General features: G+C 68.1%; 20 protein-coding genes and 1 tRNA gene. 6 read left to right on the forward strand and 15 right to left on the reverse strand.

Annotated features, from left to right (window positions below; all coding sequences use genetic code 11):
- Window positions 1-133: 133 nt before the first annotated feature.
- Window positions 134-874, reverse strand: coding sequence for a queuosine precursor transporter (locus tag AC07UH_RS03895; RefSeq protein WP_495179294.1), 741 nt, complete (start codon window positions 872-874; stop codon window positions 134-136).
- A gap of 60 nt (window positions 875-934) precedes the next feature.
- Here AC07UH_RS03895 and AC07UH_RS03900 point away from each other — a divergent pair.
- A tRNA-Arg gene (locus AC07UH_RS03900) sits at window positions 935-1011 on the forward strand.
- A gap of 267 nt (window positions 1012-1278) precedes the next feature.
- Entirely contained in the window at window positions 1279-3753 is a 2475-nt protein-coding gene (locus AC07UH_RS03905) for a TonB-dependent receptor domain-containing protein (RefSeq protein WP_495179793.1), read from the forward strand.
- Between the two features lie 47 nt (window positions 3754-3800).
- Here the strand turns inward: AC07UH_RS03905 and guaA are convergent, their stop codons facing one another.
- The 9 genes from guaA to purC form a co-directional block, all read right to left on the reverse strand.
- Entirely contained in the window at window positions 3801-5357 is a 1557-nt protein-coding gene (gene guaA / locus AC07UH_RS03910; RefSeq protein ID WP_495179293.1) for a glutamine-hydrolyzing GMP synthase, read from the reverse strand.
- Window positions 5358-5469: 112 nt separating this feature from the next.
- Window positions 5470-5892 (reverse strand): 50S ribosomal protein L17, encoded by a 423-nt coding sequence (gene rplQ, locus AC07UH_RS03915; RefSeq protein WP_038663347.1) that lies wholly within the window; start codon window positions 5890-5892, stop codon window positions 5470-5472.
- Window positions 5893-6150: 258 nt separating this feature from the next.
- Entirely contained in the window at window positions 6151-7218 is a 1068-nt protein-coding gene (locus tag AC07UH_RS03920; RefSeq protein ID WP_038663345.1) for a DNA-directed RNA polymerase subunit alpha, read from the reverse strand.
- An 83-nt stretch (window positions 7219-7301) separates the two neighbouring features.
- Window positions 7302-7691 carry a 30S ribosomal protein S11 gene (gene rpsK, locus AC07UH_RS03925; protein WP_037534130.1) on the reverse strand — a complete coding sequence of 130 codons (390 nt, stop codon included), beginning with the start codon at window positions 7689-7691 and terminating at the stop codon, window positions 7302-7304.
- Window positions 7692-7779: 88 nt separating this feature from the next.
- Window positions 7780-8148 carry a 30S ribosomal protein S13 gene (gene rpsM / locus AC07UH_RS03930; protein ID WP_038663341.1) on the reverse strand — a complete coding sequence of 123 codons (369 nt, stop codon included), beginning with the start codon at window positions 8146-8148 and terminating at the stop codon, window positions 7780-7782.
- 221 nt (window positions 8149-8369) lie between these two features.
- Complete coding sequence (locus AC07UH_RS03935; RefSeq protein WP_038663336.1) at window positions 8370-8570, reverse strand: hypothetical protein; 201 nt, start codon at window positions 8568-8570, stop codon at window positions 8370-8372.
- Between the two features lie 450 nt (window positions 8571-9020).
- Window positions 9021-9689 carry a phosphoribosylformylglycinamidine synthase subunit PurQ gene (gene purQ / locus AC07UH_RS03940; protein WP_038663335.1) on the reverse strand — a complete coding sequence of 223 codons (669 nt, stop codon included), beginning with the start codon at window positions 9687-9689 and terminating at the stop codon, window positions 9021-9023.
- 1 nt (window position 9690) lies between these two features.
- On the reverse strand, window positions 9691-9921 hold the full coding sequence (gene purS, locus AC07UH_RS03945) for a phosphoribosylformylglycinamidine synthase subunit PurS (protein ID WP_038663334.1): 231 nt from the start codon (window positions 9919-9921) through the stop codon (window positions 9691-9693).
- Window position 9922: 1 nt separating this feature from the next.
- Complete coding sequence (gene purC, locus AC07UH_RS03950) at window positions 9923-10702, reverse strand: phosphoribosylaminoimidazolesuccinocarboxamide synthase (RefSeq protein ID WP_038663332.1); 780 nt, start codon at window positions 10700-10702, stop codon at window positions 9923-9925.
- A gap of 221 nt (window positions 10703-10923) precedes the next feature.
- Between purC and AC07UH_RS03955 the strand changes: the two genes are divergently transcribed.
- Window positions 10924-11601: a DUF2490 domain-containing protein gene (locus AC07UH_RS03955; RefSeq protein WP_495179292.1), complete on the forward strand. Its 678-nt coding sequence runs from the start codon at window positions 10924-10926 to the stop codon at window positions 11599-11601.
- Between the two features lie 8 nt (window positions 11602-11609).
- Here AC07UH_RS03955 and kynU read toward each other — a convergent pair whose 3' ends face one another.
- Both kynU and AC07UH_RS03965 read right to left on the reverse strand, forming a co-directional pair.
- Complete coding sequence (gene kynU, locus AC07UH_RS03960) at window positions 11610-12824, reverse strand: kynureninase (protein WP_495179291.1); 1215 nt, start codon at window positions 12822-12824, stop codon at window positions 11610-11612.
- Window positions 12821-13648: an alpha/beta hydrolase gene (locus tag AC07UH_RS03965; protein ID WP_495179290.1), complete on the reverse strand. Its 828-nt coding sequence runs from the start codon at window positions 13646-13648 to the stop codon at window positions 12821-12823. The genes kynU and AC07UH_RS03965 overlap by 4 nt, the downstream gene beginning before the upstream one ends.
- 414 nt (window positions 13649-14062) lie before the next feature.
- On the opposite strand from AC07UH_RS03965, the gene AC07UH_RS03970 reads away from it, so the two are divergent.
- The 3 genes from AC07UH_RS03970 to AC07UH_RS03980 all read left to right on the forward strand — a co-directional run bounded on the left by AC07UH_RS03970 (window position 14063) and on the right by AC07UH_RS03980 (window position 19484).
- A complete protein-coding gene (locus AC07UH_RS03970; RefSeq protein ID WP_495179289.1) occupies window positions 14063-15235 on the forward strand; it encodes a glycosyltransferase in 1173 nt (390 codons plus the stop codon).
- 213 nt (window positions 15236-15448) lie between these two features.
- A complete protein-coding gene (parC, locus tag AC07UH_RS03975; RefSeq protein ID WP_495179288.1) occupies window positions 15449-17701 on the forward strand; it encodes a DNA topoisomerase IV subunit A in 2253 nt (750 codons plus the stop codon).
- Window positions 17702-17798: 97 nt separating this feature from the next.
- Window positions 17799-19484 (forward strand): putative bifunctional diguanylate cyclase/phosphodiesterase, encoded by a 1686-nt coding sequence (locus AC07UH_RS03980; protein WP_495179287.1) that lies wholly within the window; start codon window positions 17799-17801, stop codon window positions 19482-19484.
- On the opposite strand, the gene AC07UH_RS03985 is transcribed toward AC07UH_RS03980, so the two are convergent.
- Genes AC07UH_RS03985 through AC07UH_RS03995 form a run of 3 tightly spaced genes read right to left on the reverse strand, consistent with a single transcriptional unit; the run spans window position 19409 to window position 21773 of the window.
- Window positions 19409-20623 carry a CCA tRNA nucleotidyltransferase gene (locus AC07UH_RS03985; RefSeq protein ID WP_495179286.1) on the reverse strand — a complete coding sequence of 405 codons (1215 nt, stop codon included), beginning with the start codon at window positions 20621-20623 and terminating at the stop codon, window positions 19409-19411. The genes AC07UH_RS03980 and AC07UH_RS03985 overlap by 76 nt on opposite strands.
- Window positions 20617-21210, reverse strand: a complete 594-nt coding sequence (locus AC07UH_RS03990; protein ID WP_495179285.1) for a CoA pyrophosphatase — start codon at window positions 21208-21210, stop codon at window positions 20617-20619. The genes AC07UH_RS03985 and AC07UH_RS03990 overlap by 7 nt, the downstream gene beginning before the upstream one ends.
- Window positions 21207-21773: a DUF1285 domain-containing protein gene (locus AC07UH_RS03995; protein WP_495179284.1), complete on the reverse strand. Its 567-nt coding sequence runs from the start codon at window positions 21771-21773 to the stop codon at window positions 21207-21209. Before AC07UH_RS03995 ends, AC07UH_RS03990 begins: the two co-directional genes overlap by 4 nt.
- Between the last annotated feature and the right edge of the window lie 37 nt (window positions 21774-21810).

Here is a 21810-nt window from a genome sequence, read left to right on the forward strand (position 1 = left end):
ATGCGCCCCGCCTGCTATTCCCGCCGCCGGCTCTTTCGCATCGTCGATCCATCACCTCCAAAACGGAAACGATAGGAGCGGATCGTTTCCATTAAGGTGTCCATCTTGTCCATGTCGTCCAACACCGGTCCGATCACACCCCCGTCCGGAACGGCGTGAAGTCGGTCGCCCGGTCGAAGACGTCGACGCCCTCGGCGCGCTTCAGCGCCGCCACGACGACATAGGTGACGGGCGTCAGGATCACCTCCCACGCCACCTTGAGCGCCCATTGCGTCAGCATCACCTTGACCACCAGCGCCGGCGTGAACCCCGCCGCGCCGAGGAAGGCGAGTGGATAGAAGATCAGGCTGTCCACGCCCTCGCCGAGCACCGTCGAACCGATCGTCCGCATCCACAGATGCCTGCCCGCGGTACGCACCTTCATCCGCGCCATGACGTAGGAATTGACGAACTCACCCGCCCAGAAGGCGCAGACGCTCGCCAGCACGATCCGCGGCACCTGGCCGAAGATCGTCGCATAGGCGGCCTGATTGCCCCAGCTCGGCGCCGGCGGCAGCGCGACCACCACCCAGCTCATGAACGCCATGAAAACCACCGCGGCGGTACCCGCCCAGATCACCCGCCGCGCCCGCGCATAGCCATAGACTTCGGTCAGCACGTCGCCGATCACGTAACTGACCGGAAAGAACAGGATGCCCGCGCCGAACGGCCATGGCCCGATGCCGGGCAGCACGATCTGCGCCACCTTGCCTGCGCCGATCACATTGGACAGCAACAGGATCGCGACGAACGCCGCCATGACGAAGTCGTAATAGCGGAACGCCTGCCCGCGCATCGCCGCGGCATCGATCGCCCGTTCGCCCCGCTCGCCCATGGCGGCGCATTATATGGCGGTTCCCGTCCCGCGCAAACCGCGCTAATCGGTCTGCCGCGCGCGCCCGTAGCTCAGATGGATAGAGCACGAGCCTTCTAAGCTTGTGGCCGCTGGTTCGAATCCAGCCGGGCGCGCCAGATCCTGGTCCCAGGCTGACGTCACCATGGTCCTGCCGTCATCACGGTCGCGCCTCCAAAGCATTGATCCAAATAACACTTTTGGGTTTGCCGCTGCCGGCTGATGATAAGGCTATGTCGTTACCGCGGCTCGGTTATGACGATCTCCTTACAAACGATTGTGATTTTTGCGCTGATAGCGCTGCCATTTGAAAACATCCCCTAGAATGGCTCCGTATGCTTCCCATATGGAGACCCCCCGTGCTTCTTGCCCGACTAAGCTTGACGATGATTACCCTCGCCAATGTCCTGCCGCAGGCGGTCAGCGCACAGGACATGCCGGCCGAGGCGGAGCAGAAGGCGGGCGATCCGGCGCGGACGCCGGCGAAGAACACCGACATCATCGTCACCGCGGTCGCACGCGGCCGCGACCGGCTCGACAGCGCGATCTCGACCAGCTCGCTGCGCGAGACCGAAATCCTCAAGATCGCGCCGCGCTCGACCGCCGAGATTTTCCGCAACATCCCCGGCATCCGCTCGGAAAGCTCGGGCGGCGACGGCAATGCCAATATCTCGATCCGCGGCCTGCCGATCGCGACTGGCGGCGCCAAGTTCCTGCAATTGCAGGAAGACGGCCTGCCCATCCTCGAATTCGGCGACATCACCTTCGGCAATGCCGACATCTTCCTGCGCGCCGACCTCAATCTCGCCTCGGTCGAGGCGATCCGCGGCGGCTCCGCCTCGACCTTCTCGTCCAACTCGCCGGGCGGCGTCGTCAATTTGATCTCCAAGACCGGCGAAGTCGCCGGCGGTGCGATCCAGGCGAGCACCGGGCTCGACTATGACGAGCATCGCGTCGACTTCACCTACGGCGGCAAGGTCGCCGAAGGTACACGCTTCCAGGTCGGCGGCTTCTACCATCAGGGCGAGGGGCCGCGCCACGTCGGCTATGACGGCACCAAGGGCGGCCAGATCAAGGTCAACGTCACCCGAGCGTTCACCGGCGGCTACGTCCGCCTCTACGGCAAGCTGCTCGACGACCGCTCGGCGGCCTATCTCCCCAACCCGGTGCGCGTCACCGGTAGCGACGGCCACCCGCATTACGAGGACATCCCGAGCTTCTCGATTGCGCACGATGCGCTGCTCTCGCGCTACGTCACCAGCAACGTCACGCTCGACGGGCACAACAATCCGGTGGTCGACGACCTGGGCGACGGCCAGCATCCGGTGGTCAAGGCGATCGGCGTCGAGACGCAGGTCGATCTGTCGGGCTGGATGCTGACCGAACGCTTCCGCTATGCGGACATCTCCGGACGATTCATCTCGAACTTCCCGGCCACGGTGGACGGAGCGGCGGCGACCGCGACCGCGACCGACCTCGGCGGCAGAGGCGCGACGCTGCGTTACGCCACCGGCCCGGCCGCCGGTCAGGCGATCGCCGATCCGTCCGCGATCAACGGCAACGGCCTGCTCGCCCGCATCGTCGTGTTCGACGTCAAGCTCAACAGCCTTAACAACGTCACCAATGATCTGCGCGTCAGCCGCGTCGACCGCGTCGGCAAGGGCGACCTGACCACCACCGCCGGCTTCTACGCGTCGCGCCAGACGGTCGACACCGACTGGCTGTGGACCTCGACGCTGATGGACGTGCGGGGCGACGGGCGCGCGGCCCTGGTCGACGTGTTCGACGGCCGCGGCCGTGCCGTCACGCAGAACGGCTATTACGGCTTCGGCGCGTCATGGTTCGGCGGCTGCTGCCGGCGCAGCTATCGCGTCGATTATGCAGTCAACGCGCCATTCGGCTCGCTCAACTACAAGATCGGCCGCGTCGCGCTCGGCGCCAGCGTCCGCTACGATTACGGCAGCGCGCGCGGGTCGATCTACGGCGCCGACCTCGGCGGCAACCGGATTGGCACGACCGTCTTCGATATCGACGGCGACGATCGCCTCTCCGCCGCCGAGCGACGGGTGGCGGTGATCCCGCTGACCAGCCCGGCGCCGGTCGATTACACCTGGCATTATCTGTCCTATTCGGCGGGCATCAACCTCCGCGTGTCCGAGCCCTTCGCGGTCTTCGCCCGCTACAGCCGCGGCGCGCGCGCCAACGCCGACCGTCTGCTGTTCGGGCCGCAGGTGAGCCCCGTCGACGGATCGCTGACCAACCGCGACGCCGCCATCGACTATGTCCGTCAGGCCGAGGCCGGGCTGAAATATCGCCATGACGGCCTCACCGCCAATCTGACCGGCTTCTGGGCCGGCACCGAGGAGCAGAACTTCGAGGCGACGCGCCAGACCTTCATCGACCGCAAATACCGCGCCTACGGCCTCGAATTCGACGGCGGCTATGGCTACGGGCCGTTCGACCTCACGGTCGGCGCGACCTATACCGATGCCAAGGTCACCGAGGATGCGCTCAGCCCGCAGAGCGTCGGCCGCACGCCGCGGCGGCAGGCGGCTCTGATCTTCCAGGCGACGCCGCAGGTCACCGTCGACCGGTTCAGCGTCGGCGTCAATGTCGTCGGCACGACCAGCAGCTATGCGCAGGACGTCGGCGACCTGCGGCTGCCCGGCTTCACCCAGGTCAACGGCTTCGCGCAATGGCGCTGGACCGACCGGCTGCTGCTCTCGCTGAACGCCAACAATCTGTTCGACGTGCGCGGCTTCACCGAGGCGGAGGACGGATCGATCCCCGCCAACGGCATCGTCCGCGCGCGCTCGATCAACGGCCGCACCACCTCGCTGTCGCTGCGGGTGACCCTCTGAATGCGAACGGCGCGGGCATCGCTGCCCGCACCGTTACTGGCGCCCGGTCATTCCCATTCGATCGTGCCGGGCGGCTTCGACGTATAGTCGTAGACCACGCGGTTGACGCCCTTGACCTCGTTGACGATGCGGGTGGCAACGCGCGGCAGGAAGTCGCTGGGGAAGTCGAACACCTCGGCGGTCATGCCGTCGGTCGAGGTCACCGCCCGCAGGGCGAGCACATGGTCATAGGTGCGGCCGTCACCCATCACCCCGACCGTCCGCACCGGCAGCAACACCGCAAACGCCTGCCAGATCGCATCGTACAGGCCGGCGTTGCGGATCTCCTCGAGATAGACCGCATCCGCCTTGCGCAGTATGTCGCAGCGCTCGCGCGTCACCTCGCCCGGGATGCGGATCGCGAGGCCGGGTCCGGGGAAGGGGTGGCGACCTACGAAGACGTCGGGCAGGCCGAGTTCGCGGCCGAGTGCGCGCACCTCGTCCTTGAACAATTCCCGCAGCGGCTCGACGAGCTTCATGTTCATCCGCTCGGGCAGGCCGCCGACATTGTGGTGGCTCTTGATCGTCACCGAGGGGCCGCCGGTGAAGCTGACGCTCTCGATCACGTCGGGGTAGAGCGTCCCCTGCGCGAGGAATTCGGCCCCGCCGATCTTCTTCGCCTCCGCCTCGAACACGTCGATGAAGGTCTTGCCGATGAACTTGCGCTTCGCCTCGGGGTCGGTGACGCCGGCGAGGCCGTCCATGAACAGGTCCTGCGCCTCCACATGGACGAGCGGGATGTTGTAATGGCCGCTGAACAGGCTGACGACCTGTTCGGCCTCGCCGGCGCGCAGGATGCCGCCATCGACGAACACGCAGGTGAGCTGATCGCCGATCGCCTCATGGATCAGCAGCGCGGCGACCGACGAATCGACCCCGCCCGACAGGCCGCAGATCACCTTGCCGCTGCCGACCTGAGCGCGGATCTCGGCGATCTTCGCCTCGCGGAACTCGGCCATCGTCCAGTCGCCGGCGAGGCCGCAGACGTGGCGGGCGAAATTGGCGATCAGCCTGCCGCCATCCGGCGTGTGGACGACCTCGGGGTGGAACTGGACACCATAGAAGCGGCGCGACTCGTCGGCGACGATCGCATAGGGTGCGCCTTCCGAGGTCGCGACGGGGCTGAAGCCGGGCGGGATCGCATCGACCTTGTCGCCGTGGCTCATCCAGACCTGGTGGCGCTCGCCTTCGGCCCAGAGGCCGTCGAACAGCGCGCAATCGGCCTTCACCTCGACATAGGCCTTGCCGAACTCGCCGCCGTCGCCCGAGACGATGACGTTGCCACCGAGCTGCGCGCTCATCAGCTGCTGTCCGTAGCAGATGCCGAGGATCGGAATGCCCGCCTCGAAGAAGGCTTGCGGCGCGCGCGGGCTGTTCTCGGCAGTGACGGAGGCGGGGCCGCCCGACAGGATAATGCCGGCGGGCTTGAGCCGCTCGAACGCGGCCTCGGCGGACTGGAAGGGGGCGACCTCGCTATAGACGCCCGCTTCGCGGACGCGACGGGCAATGAGCTGGGTCACCTGGCTGCCGAAGTCGACGATCAGGATGGTGTCGGTGTGCTGCATGGCGGGCGTGTAGCGATGCGACGCCGATAACGAAAGAGGCCGCGCCATTGCTGACGCGGCCTCCAGAGCTTTTCCGTCATTCCGGGACCTGCCCGGGATGAAGGGGCGGGGCTTATGCCGCTTCGTCGAAATCCTCGTCCGACTGGACCGGACCCGAATCCTGGCCCTTGGCTGAGACGTCACGGTCGACGAACTCGATGATCGCCATCGGCGAGGCGTCCGAGGCGCGGATGCCGGCCTTGATGATGCGGGTGTAGCCGCCGTTGCGATCGGCGTAGCGCGAGGCGAGGACGTCGAACAGCTTCACGAGCTGCGCGTCGTCGAGCAGGCGCGCATGGGCGAGACGACGGTTCGACAGGCCGCCCTTCTTGGCCAGCGTGATCAGCTTCTCGACGTAGGGACGCAGTTCCTTCGCCTTGGCGACGGTGGTGGTGATCTGCTCATGCTTGATGAGCGCGGCCGACATGTTGCGGAACAGCGCAATACGATGGGCCGAGGTACGCTGCAGCTTACGGCCGCCGACGCGATGACGCATGGTAACTTCCTTCGTTCGTTATGGGGCCGTTTTACGGAGATCCCCAGACCAGGCGGTTCGTAACGGGCCACCGCCATTCGGGCCCCGGTAAGTTCATAAAGGTCACGCAAAGAGACGTGTCCTTGGGGGGGCGGGTGGCGGTGCGGCGAAGCCGCACCGATCACGTCGAACGGGTCAGGGTTGCGGCTTCGCCGCTTCCCTGCCCGTCGGCCGAGTTGATCGCCGAGGCGCGGATTAGCTTGCGCTAATCCGCTGCGATCAACCCATAATTTCCTGCTCGAGCTTCTTCGCCATCTCTTCGATGTTCTCGGGCGGCCAGCCCGGGATTTCCATGCCGAGGCGCAGGCCCATGGACGAGAGGACTTCCTTGATCTCGTTCAACGACTTGCGGCCGAAGTTCGGGGTCCGGAGCATCTCGGCCTCGGTCTTGCCGACGAGGTCACCGATGTAGATGATGTTGTCGTTCTTGAGGCAGTTGGCCGAACGCACCGACAGTTCGAGCTCGTCGACCTTCTTGAGGAGGTAACGATTGATCTGCTGCGTATCGCCGGCCGCGTCGCCGCCAGCCGCCGGAGCGGCCGCCTGGCCGATCGGCGCGGACGAACGGGTGATCGCCGAATCGTCGAAGTGGACGAACAGCGCCAGCTGGTCCTGCAGGATACGACCGGCATAGGCCACCGCGTCCTCGGGCGTCACGGTGCCGTCGGTCTCGATCGTCAGCGTCAGCTTGTCGTAATCGAGGTCCTGACCGACGCGGGTCGGGTCGACCTTGTACGACACCTGACGTACCGGCGAATAGAGCGCGTCGACCGGGATCAGGCCGATCGGCGCATCGGCCGGACGGTTGGCGGTCGCGGGAACGTAGCCCTTACCGATGTCGGCGGTCAGCTCCATGTTGAGCGTCGCGCCTTCGTCGAGGTGGCACAGCACCAGCTCGGGGTTCATCACCTCGATGTCGCCCGACACGGCGATGTCGCCGGCCTTGACTTCGCCGGGGCCGGTCGCCGAGAGCTGGAGGCGCTTCGGCCCCTCGCCCTGCATGCGGATCGCGATCTGCTTGACGTTCAGAACGATGTCGGTGACGTCCTCGCGGACGCCCGCCAGGCTGGAGAATTCGTGCAGCACGTTCTCGATCTTGATCGAGGTCACGGCCGCGCCCTGCAGCGAGGAGAGCAGCACGCGACGCAGCGCGTTGCCGAGCGTCAGGCCGAAGCCACGCTCCAGCGGCTCGGCCACGAAGGTCGCCTTCCGCTTGCCGTCGCCGCCCTTTTTCTCAAGGCCGTTGGGCTTCTTCAGTTCCTGCCAGTTCTTTGCATTGACAGACACAGGTGTCCCCTAATTTGGGCCGGAACGGGGGCAGCTCCAGCCGGGAGAAAAACGCGCTGACTCGTCAGCCGGCGCGTGGAAGATCAGACGCGGCGACGCTTCGACGGACGCACACCGTTGTGCGGGATCGAGGTGACGTCGCGGATCGAGGTGATCTGGAACCCGACCGCCTGCAGCGCGCGAAGCGCCGACTCGCGGCCCGAACCCGGACCCTTGACTTCGACTTCGAGGGTGCGGACGCCGTGCTCGGCGGCCTTCTTGCCGGCGTCTTCCGCGGCCACCTGAGCGGCATACGGGGTCGACTTGCGGCTGCCCTTGAAGCCCATCGCACCGGCCGACGACCACGAGATGGCATTGCCCTGCGCGTCGGTGATGGTGATCATGGTGTTGTTGAAGCTGGCGTTCACATGGGCGACGCCGGCGGTGATGTTCTTGCGTTCGCGACGGCGAATACGCTGCGGTTCACGTGCCATTGGTTGAGATTCCTGACCCTAATTCGGAAATCGCCGGGCAATCGGCATCGAGCCTGCCTCCGGCGGAGTAATTCGTCCCCCGGACGAATTACTTCTTCTTGCCTGCGATCGGCTTCGCCTTGCCCTTGCGGGTGCGCGCATTGGTGTGCGTGCGCTGGCCGCGGACCGGCAGGCCCTTGCGGTGGCGCAGGCCACGATAGCAGGCGAGATCCATCAGGCGCTTGATGTTCATCGCCGTCTCACGACGCAGATCGCCCTCGACCGTGTGGTCGGCGTCGATCGTCTCGCGGATCTGCAGCACTTCCTGATCGGTCAGGTCCTGCACGCGACGCTCCGGCGCGATGTTCAGCTTGGCGATGATTTCCTTGGACTTGGTCAGGCCAATGCCGTGGATGTAGGTCAGCGCGATCACCACGCGCTTGTTGGTCGGGATATTGACACCCGCGATACGTGCCATGAAATGTTTCTCCTAGCTCCACGGGGAACGGCATGGCCGCACGCCCCCATCTCGTCGCATCCTCCGACCCAACACCGCCTTCCGAGACCTTGCATCTACGCAAAGCGCGACGAACGCAAACGAGCGTCGCCGGAAGCCGGTATTTCGGAGAGGAGTGCAGGTAGGCGGGCGCAAACGCCGTGTCAAGCGACTGGTTCCCGGCCGCTTCGCCCGATCCTTGCTTACATCAGCGGGAAGGGGGCCTTGGCCGTCAAAGCCATGATCAGCAGCATGATCGACAGACCCGCGGACAGGCCGCACAGCAGATAGCCGACATATTGCAGCATCGGCGGATTGGGCCGCGCGAGCCTGGCGTTGCGGGTCGCGCCCTGCAACACGAAGCTCATCAGCATGCCGTAGGTAAAGACGATCGCCCCAAGCATAATGCTCCTTCTTGCCGTATCCGGCGCAAAGCCCCCGCGGCACCGCCGCCCGTCGAACGCAGCCCCCCGGCTGCGTCTTGCGCCGTCACCCTATCGGCCCGGGGCTGACAAGTGGTTAACCGTCGGCCGAGCTGGAAATGCGACGAGTGCCGCTTGCGGGCTTCGGCGCGTGGCGGGGGCGGGGGCAACGCCCGCCCCGCGTTCACGGCAGGGCTATCGCCTATGGCGGCGGGGACGAGGATCGAGCCGCTTCTACATTGTCCCCGTCACCCCGGACTGGTTCCGGGGTCCACCGGGCCGCAGGGGCACGGCTGGAGGCACCACCGACGCTCCCCGCCGCGGAGTGGACCCCGGAACCAGTCCGGGGTGACGGGGGTGGGCTTGGGAAGCGATGGACACCCACGCGAACGTTCAAATGCGATAGGCCCCGCTTTTACAGGCGTGCGCGGCTTACGCCCCGATCGTCTCCAGCACGCCTTCGAAGAGGCGGCGGCCGTCGGTGCCGCCGTGCGCGGTTTCGATCTTGCGCTCGGGGTGGGGCATCATGCCGAGCACATTGCCGGCGGCGTTGAGGACGCCGGCGATGTCGCGCGCCGAACCATTGACCGATTCGCCATAACGGAAGGCGACGCGGCCTTCGCCCTCGAGCCGGTCGAGCGTGTCCGAGTCGGCGAAGTAATTGCCGTCGTGGTGGGCGACGGGGACGCGGATCGTCTCGTTCGCGTCATAGCGGCTGGTGAAGGCCGATTGCGCATTGGCGACGGTCAGCGCGACGTCGCGGCAGACGAAGTCGAGACCGGCGTTGCGCATCAGCGCGCCGGGCAGCAGCCCCGCCTCGGTCAGCACCTGGAAGCCGTTGCACACGCCGAGCACGGGCAGGCCGCGGCCCGCCTGCTCGACGATCGCGCGCATGATCGGCGAGCGCGCCGCGATCGCGCCCGAGCGCAGGTAATCGCCGTAGGAGAAGCCGCCCGGCACCGCGACGAGGCCGACGCCGTCGGGCAGCTCGCTGTCGCCGTGCCAGACCATCGCCGGCTTGCTGCCGGTCACCCGTTCCAGCGCCACCGCAAGGTCGCGGTCGCAGTTCGAGCCCGGAAAGACGACGACCGCGGTTTTCATGTCAGACGCGCTCCACGCGGAAATTCTCGATCACCGTATTGGCGAGCAACTGGCGGCACATGCCGTCGATCGACTCGTCGGTCGTCGAATCAGCGACCTCGAGTTCGAACATCTTGCCGGCGCGGACGTCCTCGACGCCTTCGAAGCCGAGGCTGCCGAGCGCGTGGTGGATGGCGCGGCCCTGCGGGTCGAGCACGCCGGGCTTCAACGTCACGAAGATACGCAGCTTCATCTTATTTACCCCGGCGTTTGCGATGGCTGTCGAGGTCGAGCACCGCGCCGTCCTCGCCCTCGGGCATCAGGCCGAGGCGACGCGCCACCTCCTGATAGGCCTCCGCCTCGCCGCCGAGATCGCGGCGGAAGCGGTCCTTGTCCATCTTCTCGTTGGTGTCCATGTCCCACAGGCGGCAGCCGTCGGGGCTGATCTCATCGGCGAGGATGATCCGGCCGAAGTCATTGTCCCAGATGCGGCCGAATTCGAGCTTGAAGTCGACCAGCCGGATGCCGACGCCGGCGAACAGGCCGCTGAGGAAGTCGTTCACGCGGATCGCGAGGTCGGCGATGTCGTGCATCTCCTCCTGGCTCGCCCAGCCGAAGGCGGCGATATGCTCGTCGGTGATCATTGGATCGCCGAGCGCGTCGTCCTTGTAATAATATTCGATGATCGTGCGCGGGAGCTTGACGCCCTCCTCGATCCCCAGCCGCTTCGACAGCGAGCCGGCGGCGACGTTGCGCACGACGACCTCGATCGGCACGATCTCGACCTGGCGGATGAGCTGTTCGCGCATGTTGAGCCGGCGGATGAAATGCGTCGGCACACCGATCGCGTCGAGCATCGTGAAGATATGCTCGGAGATGCGGTTGTTGAGCACGCCCTTGCCGTTGATCGTGCCCTTCTTCTGGGCGTTGAACGCGGTGGCGTCGTCCTTGAAATACTGGATCAGCGTGCCGGGCTCGGGGCCCTCGTACAGGATCTTGGCCTTGCCTTCGTAGATCTGGCGGCGCCGAGCCATGCGCGTGTCCCCTGAAATAGAGCAGCCCCGGCGGCGCGAGGTTCGCGAGCCGGGGCCGGAATGGTCGCGCCTATAGGGGAAGGGGGGCGGGGGTGCAATCACGAGCGATGCCGGCGAAAACGATACCGAAACGGGCGCATGACATCGGCTGGGATGCACGGTAACGCGCGAACGTGATTTACATTCACCGGTCTCGCGGCACAGGCCGCTCTCTGTCCGCCGTGGCGGTCGGTGCGGCACTGACCGCCTTGTCGGCCCTTCCGGCGTATGCGCAGCAGCAGGATGCGCAGCTGTGGACGCAGATCAACACCAACGTGCCGCTGACCGACGGGGTGCGCGTCACGCTGGAGCAGATCGCGCGGTTCAGCGACCGGCAGGACGGATTGTACCAGACCGAATTCGGCGCGCTGCTCGGGATCAGGGCGGCGAAGGGGGTCGAACTCGGCGTCGGCTATCGCAAGGTGGGGGCGCATAACGGCAATACCGGCGCCGACGAGGATCGTATCCGCCAGCAGGTGGTGGGGACGTTCGGCGGCTTCACCACGCGCTTCCGCGTCGACGAGCGGTTCAATCCGCGCGGGTCGGAGATCGGGTTCCGGGTGCGGCCGCTGCTGCGCTACAACCAGCGGCTGGGGACGGGCAGATGGGCGCTGTTCGTCAGCCACGAGAGCTTCCTGCTGCCCAACAGCACGCGCTGGGGGCAGCGCAGCGGTTATGAGCGGATGCGTAACATCGTCGGCGTCGTCGTGCCGATCGGCAAGCTGATGACGGCGGACGTCGGCTATCTCAACCAGTTCCGCCCCGGGCGCGGCGATGCGCGCGCGCAGATGGATCATGCGCTCAACCTGCAGTTGACGATCAATTTGCAGGGGGAGGTGTTTCCGCATCTCAACGATTGAGCGGCCGGTCAGGTTACGGCGTTGCGTTCGGCATAAGCGGGGTCGCGCCATGCCTCGGTGGCGATGACGTCGCGGAGGTGTTCGCCGGCGCGCCACACGTCCTCGTGGCTGAGGTAGAGCGGGGTCAGGCCGAGGCGCAGCACGTCGGGGGCGCGGAAGTCGCCGATGACGCCGCGGGCGATCAGTGCCTGCGTCACCTCATAGGCGTGGTCGTGGCGGAAGCTGATGTGGCTGCCGCGCCGCGCCGGGTCGGTCGGGCTGACGCAGGGGAGGCCGGCGGCGGCGCCCGCCTCGGCGAGGATGGTGAAGAGCGCGGCGCTCTTGGCGGCGATCTGCGTCAGGTCGATGTCGCGCCAGAGGTCGAGCGCGGCCTCGAGGCTCGCCATCGCGAGGATCGACGGGGTGCCGACCAGCCAGCGCTTCATGCCCGCGGCGGGGCGATAGGCGTCGGTGAAGGCGAAGGGCTCGGCATGGCCCATCCAGCCGCTCACTGGATTGGCGAGCAAATCGTGCAGGCGGCGCGCGACGTAGAGGAAGGCGGGCGCGCCGGGGCCGCCGTTGAGATATTTGTAGGTGCAGCCGACCGCCATGTCGGCACCGGCGGCGGTGACGTCGATCGGCACCGCGCCGACGCTGTGGCTGAAGTCCCAGAGGATCAGCGCGCCGGCGGCGTGCGCGCGGGCGGTCCAGTCGGCGAGGTCGAAGCGTTCGGCGGTCTTGTAATGGACGTGGGTGAGCAGCAGCACCGCGGTGTCGTCGTCGAGCGCGGTGGCGAGGTCGGCGCGCGCGACGACCTTCAGCGTCGCGCCCGCCACGCAGGCGACCGCGCCCTCGGCGATGTGGAGGTCGGTGGGGAAATTGCCCGCCTCGCTGACGATCGTGCGGCGCGCGGGATGGTGGCGGAGCGCGGCGACCAGCGCCTTGAACAGATGCGTCGAGGTGGTGTCGCCGACGATCACCTCGTCCGCGGCGGCGCCGATCAGCGGCGCGATCTTCGCGCCGAGGCGCTGGGGGGCGTCGATCCAGCCTTCGTTCCAGCTGCGGATCAGCCGCTCGCCCCATTGCCGCTGGACGGTGTCGGCGAGCGCGGGGGTGACGGCGCGCGGCAGCACGCCGAGCGAATTGCCGTCGAGATAGATGAGACCCTCGGGCAGCGCGAAACGATCGCGGAAGCGCGCGAGCGGGTCGGCGCGGTCGAGGGCGCGGGCGTCTTCGCGGGTCATGCGGCGTCTCGGGCAAGAGCGGAGCGGAGGAGGGCGCGGGCGTGCGTCCAGGCGGGGGTGCCGGGGGCGATCAGTTCGACGTGACCGGTATCGGCGATGGTGTGGAGGTGGACCGTGTCGCCGGCGGCGCGGGCGCGGGCGACATAGTCCTCGGCGAGGCGATAGGGGACGATGCGATCCTCGCGGCCGTTGACGAGGTCCTGCACCGCGCCGAGCGGGAGGAGCGGTGGGACCGAAGTGTCGGCATAGGGCGCGGCGCGGCTTTGGTCGGTGAGCTGTGCGATCACCTCGGTGCCGCAACCATTGTCGGGGCTGGCGGCGACCGCGGCGAGATCAGGCAGGGCGCCGAGGGCGACGACGTGATCGAGGCGCAGCGGATCGGGATCGTGGAGCGGGCTGTCGGGGGCGATGCGGTGACGCGCGGCGAGCCACAAGGCGAGATGGCCGCCCGCCGAATGACCGAGCGCGACGCGGCGGGCGAGGTCGAGCCCATGCGCGGCGGCATCGCTGCGCAGCCGGTCGGCGGCGGCGGCGACGTCGCGGAAGGTGCCGGGATAGCCGCCCCCGGCGCGGTCGACGCCGCGATAGTCGATGTTCCATAATGCGATGCCGTGGTCGCGCAGATCGGCGGCGACCCAGTCCATCAGCCGGCGGTCGGCGATGCCGGTCTGCCAGCAGCCGCCGTGGACGATCAGCACCACCGGATGCGGCCCGGCACCGGCGGGACGCCAGAGGTCGATCACCTGCAGCGGGTCGGGTCCGTAGGCGATCGTCGCATCGGGCGTGCCGCGCGGGCGGCTGGTGAGGTCGGGCCAGGTCAGCATGCGGGGGTAACGCTAGCGGACGGCGGATGGGCGCGCGATCCCCGGTGTTCGCAAGAGAAGGGTTGTCGTGGCGTTTGCAAAGCGCACTCCCGGTTCGTCACCCCGGACTCGTTCCGGGGTCCACGGGGCCGCAGGAGCACGGTGTCGAATCAAGCCTTCCTCCTCGCCGCAGGGTGGACCCCGGAACAAGTCCGGGGTGACGGGATGGGCGTGGAAGACGACAGGCTCGCACGAGCGTCCATATGCGATTGCCCTGCGGCGTGACGGGGGATGGGGAGCCGTCATCACGGGTCCCGCCGCCGCCGCATCCGCCGCGCCGGATGTGTGCGGAACTGGGGCAGAGGCGATCGCGCGCAGCATGGCCAGATCGGCCGCAGACGGTTACGGCAATGGTTCGTAACGGTCGGGGCGCGCATGAAGATCCTGGTGCTGTCCAGCCTGTATCCCAATGCCGCGCAGCCGCGGCACGGCATCTTCATCGAGCATCGCGTCGCGCATCTCGCCCGACCCGGCGACGAGATCCGCGTCGTCGCGCCGGTGCCGTGGTTCCCCAGCGCGCATCCGCTGTTCGGCCGCTACGCGGATTTCGGCCGCGCGCCGCAGGCCGCGACACGGCGCGGGCTGGCGATCAGCCATCCGCGCTATCCCGTGCTGCCCAAGATCGGCATGGCGGCGGCGCCGTGGCTGATGGCGGCGGCGCTGTATCCGCATATCGCCAAGCTGCGGCGGACGTTCGATTTCGACGCGATCGACAGTTATTATCTCTATCCGGACGGCGTGGCGGCGGGGCTGCTCGCGGGGATGTTCGGGCGACCGTTCCTGATGAGCGCGCTCGGCACCGACGTCAGCCTGATCCCGCAACATCGTGCCGAACGGCGGATGATCCTCGCCGCAATCGCCCGCGCCGCGGCGGTGACGACGGTGTGCGGCGCGCTGCGTGACGAATTGCTCGCGCTCGGCGCGGCGGCGGACAAGGTGCGGGTGGTGGAGCATGGCGTCGACCTCGCGCTGTTCCGGCCGCCGGCCGACCGCGAGGCGCTGCGCCGGTCGCTCGGGCTGGACGGGCCGGCGGTGCTGTCGGTCGGGCATCTGATCGATCGCAAGGGGCATGATCTGGTGATCCGCGCGGTCGCGGCGCTGCCGGGGGTGACGCTGATGATCGCCGGCGACGGGCCGCGCGAGGCGGCGCTGCGCGCGCTGGCGGCACAGCTGGGCGTGGCGGAACGGGTGCGCTTCCTCGGCCATGTCGACCAGGCGCGGCTGCCCGATCTCTACGGCGCGGCGGACGTGGCGGTGAACGGCGCGGATCGCGAGGGGATCGCCAACGTGCTGCTCGAGGCGCTGGCCTGCGGGACGCCGCTGGTCGCGACGCCGATATGGGGATCGCCCGAGGTGGTGCGGGTGCCCGAGGCGGGGCTGCTGAGCGCGAACCGGTCGGCCGGCGCGATCGGCGCGGCGATCGCGCGGCTGCTCGCGGCGCTGCCGGAGCGCGCGGCGACGCGGCGCTATGCGGAACGCTACGACTGGCGCGAGACGGGGCGGCTGCATCGGGCGCTGCTCGCGGATGCGGTATCCGCGCGAGAATAGAGGCTTGGCACGAGGCGGCCGTGTCCGTCATGCCGGACCTGATCCGGCATCCCGCTTCCTCGACGGCGGCGGAAGCGGGACCCCGGCTCGAGGCCGGGGTGACGGAAGGTACGCGCGCGGTGCAAGCGGGTGCGACACCTGCCCGTAGCGCCCGCGTCAGCTCTTCACCCCCGCCCGTTGCCGTTTAGACCCCCACGGACTAGTGTTCCCGATATGGCCACCGACTTTCAGGAACCTCCGATCGGCATCCTCGATGCGCCGTTCGATACCGCCTTGTCCGACCGCTATCTGGTCTATGCGCTGTCGACGATCACCGCGCGGTCGCTGCCCGATGTGCGCGACGGGCTGAAGCCCGTCCACCGGCGGCTGTTGTGGGCGATGCGGCTGCTCAAACTCGATCCGAGCCAGGGCTATAAGAAATGCGCGCGCGTCGTCGGCGACGTCATCGGCAAATATCATCCGCACGGCGACCAGTCGGTCTATGACGCGATGGTCCGGCTCGCACAGACCTTCTCGCTGCGCTATCCTTTGGTCGACGGGCAGGGCAATTTCGGCAATATCGACGGCGATAACGCCGCCGCCTATCGCTATACCGAGGCGCGGCTGACGCAGGTCGCAATCGACCTGATGGACGGGCTCGACGAGGATGCCGTCGCCTATCGCCCGACCTACAATGGCGAGGATCAGGAGCCGGAGCTGTTCCCCGGCCTGTTCCCCAATCTGCTCGCCAATGGCGCGAGCGGTATCGCGGTCGGCATGGCGACGAGCATCCCGCCGCACAATGCCGCCGAATTGCTCGATGCGGCGATCATGCTGGTCGACAAGCCCGACGCGCCCGACACGGCGGTGCTCGACTTCGTCAAGGGGCCGGACTTTCCGACCGGCGGGCTGGTGGTCGATCCGGCGGCGGTGATCGCGGAAAGCTATGCGACGGGCCGCGGCAGTTTCCGCGTCCGCGCGCGCTGGGACATCGAGCGCGAGAAGGGCGGCGGCTGGCAATTGGTGGTCAGCGAGATCCCGTACGGCGTGCAGAAGGGCAAATTGATCGAGCAGATCGCCGGGCTCATCAACGACCGCAAATTCCCGATCCTCGCCGACGTGCGCGACGAATCGGACGCCGAGGTGCGGATCGTGCTCGAACCGCGCAGCCGCACCGTCGATCCGCAGGTGCTGATGGACGGCCTGTTCCGCTTCTCCGATCTGGAGACGCGGATCAGCCTCAACCTCAACGTGCTCGACAAGGATCGCACGCCGCGGGTGATGTCGCTCGGCGGCGCGCTCAAGGCGTGGGTCGAGCATCAGTTCGTCGTGCTCGAACGGCGCACGCGCCACCGGCTGGGCAAGATCGCCGACCGGATCGAGCTGCTCGACGGCTATCTGATCGCCTATCTCAACCTCGACCGGGTGATCGAGATCATCCGTACCGAGGACGAGCCCAAGGCGGTGATGATGGAGGAATTCCGCCTGACCGACCGGCAGGCGGAGGCGATCCTCAACATGCGGCTGCGCAGCCTGCGCCGGCTGGAGGAGTTCGAGATCCGCGGCGAGCGCGACAAGCTCGACAAGGAACAGGCCGAGCTGGAGGGGCTGCTCGCCGACCCCGCCAAGCAGAAGCGGCGGATGAAGCGCGACATGAAGAAGGTGCGCGACCGCTACGGGCCGGAGACCGCGCTCGGTGCGCGGCGCACGACCATAGAGGAGGCGGCGCCGACCCGCGACATCCCGCTGGAGGCGATGATCGAGCGCGAGCCGATCACCGTGATCCTGTCGCAGCGCGGCTGGATCCGCGCGATGAAGGGGCATTCCGATCTCGCCTCGGCGGAGACGCTCAAGTTCAAGGAGGGCGACGGGCCCGCCTTCGCCTTCCATGCGCAGACGACGGACAAGTTGCTGCTCGCGGCGGAGAACGGACGGTTCTTCACGCTGGCGGCGGACAAGCTGCCCGGCGGGCGCGGCTTCGGCGAGCCGGTGCGCGCGATGATCGACCTCGACGGATCGATCGGCGTCGTCGCCTTCCTCAACGCGCGCGCGCAAGCGCAATTGCTGATCGCCGCCACCGACGGCCGCGGTTTCCGCGTGCCCGTCGCCGAGGTGATCGCCGAGACGCGCAAGGGCAAGACGGTGATGACGCCGCGGCCGGGGGCGAAGCTGCTCGTCGTCCGCCCGGTCGCGGCCGAGGCCGATTACGTCGCGGCGATCGGCGACAATCGCAAATTACTCGTCTTCCCGATCGCCGAGCTGCCGGTGATGACGCGCGGCACCGGCGTGCAGCTGCAACGTTTCCGCGAGGGCCATTTGTCCGATGCGACCACCTTCGTCTTCGCCGAGGGGCTGAGCTGGCCGATGGGCGGCGGCTCGGGCCGCACCCGCACCGAGACCGACCTGTCGCTGTGGCGCACCGCACGCGGCGCCGCCGGCCGCACCCCGCCGACCGGCTTCCCGCGCGACAATCGGTTTGGGGGGTAGGAACCCGATTTCACCCGCGAACGATACGTGCTGATATACATCAATATGAACGTATACTTTCAGGGCGCTTTAACGAACGGCGTCTAAAACAGGGGATATGGCCACCGCTTCGCCTGACCTGTCGTCCATCACGCTCGCCGCGCGGGAGCTGTTCGAGCGCGATCTCGAGCTGATCCCGATCCCGACGGTGCAGGTCGTGCGCGAGGGCGACGGGTTCGAATTCCTCGCGGTCAATCGCGCCTATCGGCTCGCCGGGCTGGGCGTGATCGCCGACCGGTCGCCGATGCTGGCGATGCTCGGCAGCCGCATCGACGCCTTCCTGCGGACCTCCGACGTGCGGATCGATTTCGACTGGTCGATCGGCCAGGTGATCGATTCGCGTTATTATCGCGTCACCATCGCGCGGCCGACGCCGATGCTGCGCGACCGCTGCCAGATCGCGTTCATCGACCTGACCGCGCAGATCCACACCGAACGCTCGCTGCGTCGCGAGATGACCACCGACAGCCTGACCGGCCTGCCCAATCGGGAAGGCTTCAGCGACATGATCGAGGCGGTGCAGGCGGAGCGCAGCTGCCATGCGGTGCTGGTCATCGACATCGATCGCTTCGGGCGGCTCAACGCCTGTCTCGGCGGCCTTGCCGGTGACGAATTGCTGATCACCGTCGCGCGCCGGATCAAGGGCGTGCTGCGCGCGCGCGATTCGCTCGCGCGGATCGGCGGCGACGAATTCGGCATTCTGATGGCGGTCGACGACGATCCCGCCGAGGCCAACCGGCTCGCCGAGCGCATCCGCTGCGCGCTGTCGGCACCGTTCCGGCTGAGCGATTACGAGATCGGCGTCGAATGTTCGATCGGCATCGCTTACGGCAATGACGCGATCGACGATGTCGAGGAACTGATCCGCAACGCGCAATTCGCGGTCAAGCGCGCCAAGACCGGGCGCCAAGTCGAAAGCTATCAGACGCAGGCGTTCACGCTGGCGCGCGAGCAATTCGCGATGGAGACGGCGCTGCGCCGCGCGATCGACGACCGGCAGCTGCGCCTCGCCTTCCAGCCGATCTGCGATCTGGCGACGGGTGCGGTGGTGTCGTTCGAGGCGCTGGCGCGCTGGCGCGACCCGCAGGGCGTCGAGCATATGCCGAGCGACTTCATCCCGGTCGCCGAGGAATCGGGGCTGATCGTGCCGCTCGGCCGCTGGGCGATGGACGAGGCGGCGCGGACGCTGCGCTGGTGGGACAAGGAATGCGGCGGCAATTGCGGGATGCGCGTCGCGGTCAATCTGTCGGCGATCCAGATGCAGCGCGACGACATCACCCCGGTGGTCGAGGCCGCGCTGATCCGCCACGATCTCGCCGGCGAACGGTTCGTGCTGGAGCTGACCGAAAGCGCGATCGTCACCGACCCGGATCGGATCGCCGGGATCATGCACGGGCTGAAGGCGCTCGGCACGACGCTGGCGATGGACGATTTCGGTACCGGCTATTCCAACCTCGCCTATCTGCAGAAGCTGCCGATCGACATCCTCAAGATCGACCGCAGCTTCGTGTCGGGCATGCTCGCCGACCGCGACAAGATCGCGATCGTGCGCGCGGTGCTCAGCCTCGCGCAGGCGCTCGGCATGCGGACGACGGCGGAGGGGATCGAGAGCAACGAACTGGCGCAAACACTGGCGGCGCTGGGCTGCACCTATGGCCAGGGCTATCTCTACGCGCGGCCGCTCGAAGCCTCGGACGCATTGGCGATGGTCGTCGCGGCACGGACCGCTTCGTCGGCGAGCTGAACCACGCGGGCTTCGTCGGGGAAATCCTCGGCGAGCCATTGCGTCTCGATCCGGCGCAGCACCGCCGCCACCTCCGGTCCCTTGCGCAGGCCGCGCACCACCAAAGCGCCGCCACCGATCGGCAGCGCCGGCGGCGTCCAGTCGCGGATCGGCGCGACATCCTCGCCCGCGAGCAGCAGCCGGTCGATCGCGCCCGTCGTGCCGACGCGATAGGCGAGCGCGCGCGGGCCTTCGTCGCCCGGGCCCTGTCGCGCGGCGACCAGGCGCTTGCGATCCATGTTCGACAGTTTGAGGCGCGCGCCGACGCTTTCCGCCGCCTCGCGCGGGAGCAAGGCGGCGAGCCTGCGGATCGCGTCGGGGGCGACACCGGCGGCGGCCTCGCGTTCGGCGAGTTTTGCGAACGGCGTCGCGTCGGTGATCTCGGGCAGCACCGCGCGGAAGATGCCGCGGTCGATCATCAGCGCGATCACCGGCACCGCATGGCGCGCGACGAGCAGTTTGAGCAGCTCGGCGGCGATCCGTTCGCGCGACAGCGCCATCAGGTCGTTGGCGCGGGCGGTACAGGCGTCGAGCCCCTCGGCGTCGATGGCGTTCTGGTCGGCGGCGCCGAAGCGCGCGTGGAAGCGGAAGAAGCGCAGGATGCGCAGATGATCCTCGGCGATGCGACGATAGGCGTCGCCGATGAAGCGGACGCGGCCGGCGTCGAGATCGGCGAGGCCGCCGAAATAGTCGATCACGTCGCCGCTCGCCGGATCGGCATAGAGCGCGTTCATCGTGAAGTCGCGGCGCGCGGCATCGTCCTGCCAGACGTCGGTGAAGGCGACGACGGCATGGCGGCCGTCGGTCGAGACGTCATGCCGCAGCGTCGTCACCTCGATCGGGCCGTCGGGCAGGATCGCGGTGATCGTGCCGTGCGCGAGGCCCGTCGGCACCGCACGGATGGCCGCCGCCTTAAGCCGCGCGAGCACGTCCTCGGGCAGCAGGCGGGTGGCGAGGTCGATATCGGCGGGATCGAGCCCGAGCAACGTGTCGCGGACGACGCCGCCGACCAGCCGCGTCTGCTCCGGTCCGCCGAGCACGTCGACCAGCGGGCTGAAGCCGTCGCGCGCGGCGATCCGGTCGAGCGGCAGCGTCACCATGCCAGCCGCCGCGACAGGTTGACGATCATCGCCGCGGTCGCGCCCCAGATGCGGCGGTCCTGCCAGCGGATCTCGTAATAATGGCGCGTGCGGCCGCGCCATTCGGCGCTCGCGGCGATCTGGTTGGCGGGATCGAGCAGGAAGTCGAGCGGCACCTCGAACACGCTGGCGACCTCGGCCTCGCTGGCGACGAACGGCAGGTCGGCGGGGACGGCGGCGAGCACCGGCGTGACGGTATAGCCGGTGACGGTGCGGTAGCGATCGACCGCGCCGATCACCTGCACCTGCGAGGGGGGCAAAGCGATCTCCTCCTCCGCCTCGCGCAGCGCGGCGGCGACGGCATCCTCGCCGGGATCGAGTCGGCCGCCGGGAAAGGCGATCTGGCCGGCGTGGTGGCGCAACGTGTCGGTGCGCTGCGTGAGCAGCACGCCGGGGCGGGCGCGATCGGTTACCGCGACCAGCACCGCGGCGGGCGTCAGATCGGCCTCGTCGCGGCCTTCCAGGTCGCGGTCGTCGCCGGTCAGCAGGACGGGATCGGTGCGGTTGCCGTCCTGCCATGCGCGCACCAGCCGTTCGGCAAGGCTCATGCGGCGGGTTCCAGCGCGAAGAAGGCGCCGTCGCTCCACACGCCGGGGCGCGCGGCATCGTCGGCGAGCGCGCGTTCGGCGAGCTCGTAATAGACCGGCCGCGCGACCTGCGCCTCGAGCCCGCCGCGGACGTGGAGATAGGGGCGGGGGCCGTCCGCGCCCTCGGTGAAGCGCAGCGGATGATCGGGGCCGGCGGTGACGAGATCGCCGGTGTTGAGCCGGAAGGCGAGGCGGGCGTCGGCGCCGTCGCCCTCCGCCTTCATCTCGACCGCGACGAAGGGCGCATCCTCGACCGCGATATCGAGCTTCTCGACCGGGGTGACGAGGACGTAGCGGCCATCGGGCTCGCGACGCAGGATCGTCGAGAACAGCCGCACCATCGCCGGCCGGCCGATCGGCGACCCCTGATGATACCAGGTGCCGTCGCGCGCGATGCGCATCTCGCTGTCGCCGCAATGCGACGGGTTCCATTGCTCGACCGGCGGCAGCCGCCGCTGTTCGATTAGCGTGGCGATCTCGGCGAGGCTGAGACCGGCGAGATCGGGAAGCTCCTCCATCGGCATCGCCGCGAGGTAGGCGCTCCGGGTGCCGGCGTAAAGG

It is taken from the genome of Sphingomonas sp. GW821-FHT04B01 (genome assembly GCF_059420425.1).

Coding starts and splice junctions, on each gene's coding strand:
- AC07UH_RS03895 (WP_495179294.1), bottom strand. CDS start 874: ATGGGCGAGCGGGGCGAACGGGCGATCGATGCCGCGGCGATGCGCGGG.
- AC07UH_RS03905 (WP_495179793.1), top strand. CDS start 1,279: ATGATTACCCTCGCCAATGTCCTGCCGCAGGCGGTCAGCGCACAGGAC.
- guaA (WP_495179293.1), bottom strand. CDS start 5,357: ATGCAGCACACCGACACCATCCTGATCGTCGACTTCGGCAGCCAGGTG.
- rplQ (WP_038663347.1), bottom strand. CDS start 5,892: ATGCGTCATCGCGTCGGCGGCCGTAAGCTGCAGCGTACCTCGGCCCAT.
- rpsK (WP_037534130.1), bottom strand. CDS start 7,691: ATGGCACGTGAACCGCAGCGTATTCGCCGTCGCGAACGCAAGAACATC.
- rpsM (WP_038663341.1), bottom strand. CDS start 8,148: ATGGCACGTATCGCGGGTGTCAATATCCCGACCAACAAGCGCGTGGTG.
- AC07UH_RS03935 (WP_038663336.1), bottom strand. CDS start 8,570: ATGCTTGGGGCGATCGTCTTTACCTACGGCATGCTGATGAGCTTCGTG.
- purQ (WP_038663335.1), bottom strand. CDS start 9,689: ATGAAAACCGCGGTCGTCGTCTTTCCGGGCTCGAACTGCGACCGCGAC.
- purS (WP_038663334.1), bottom strand. CDS start 9,921: ATGAAGCTGCGTATCTTCGTGACGTTGAAGCCCGGCGTGCTCGACCCG.
- purC (WP_038663332.1), bottom strand. CDS start 10,702: ATGGCTCGGCGCCGCCAGATCTACGAAGGCAAGGCCAAGATCCTGTAC.
- kynU (WP_495179291.1), bottom strand. CDS start 12,824: ATGACCCGCGAAGACGCCCGCGCCCTCGACCGCGCCGACCCGCTCGCG.
- AC07UH_RS03965 (WP_495179290.1), bottom strand. CDS start 13,648: ATGCTGACCTGGCCCGACCTCACCAGCCGCCCGCGCGGCACGCCCGAT.
- AC07UH_RS03970 (WP_495179289.1), top strand. CDS start 14,063: ATGAAGATCCTGGTGCTGTCCAGCCTGTATCCCAATGCCGCGCAGCCG.
- parC (WP_495179288.1), top strand. CDS start 15,449: ATGGCCACCGACTTTCAGGAACCTCCGATCGGCATCCTCGATGCGCCG.
- AC07UH_RS03980 (WP_495179287.1), top strand. CDS start 17,799: ATGGCCACCGCTTCGCCTGACCTGTCGTCCATCACGCTCGCCGCGCGG.
- AC07UH_RS03985 (WP_495179286.1), bottom strand. CDS start 20,623: ATGGTGACGCTGCCGCTCGACCGGATCGCCGCGCGCGACGGCTTCAGC.
- AC07UH_RS03990 (WP_495179285.1), bottom strand. CDS start 21,210: ATGAGCCTTGCCGAACGGCTGGTGCGCGCATGGCAGGACGGCAACCGC.
- AC07UH_RS03995 (WP_495179284.1), bottom strand. CDS start 21,773: ATGCCGATGGAGGAGCTTCCCGATCTCGCCGGTCTCAGCCTCGCCGAG.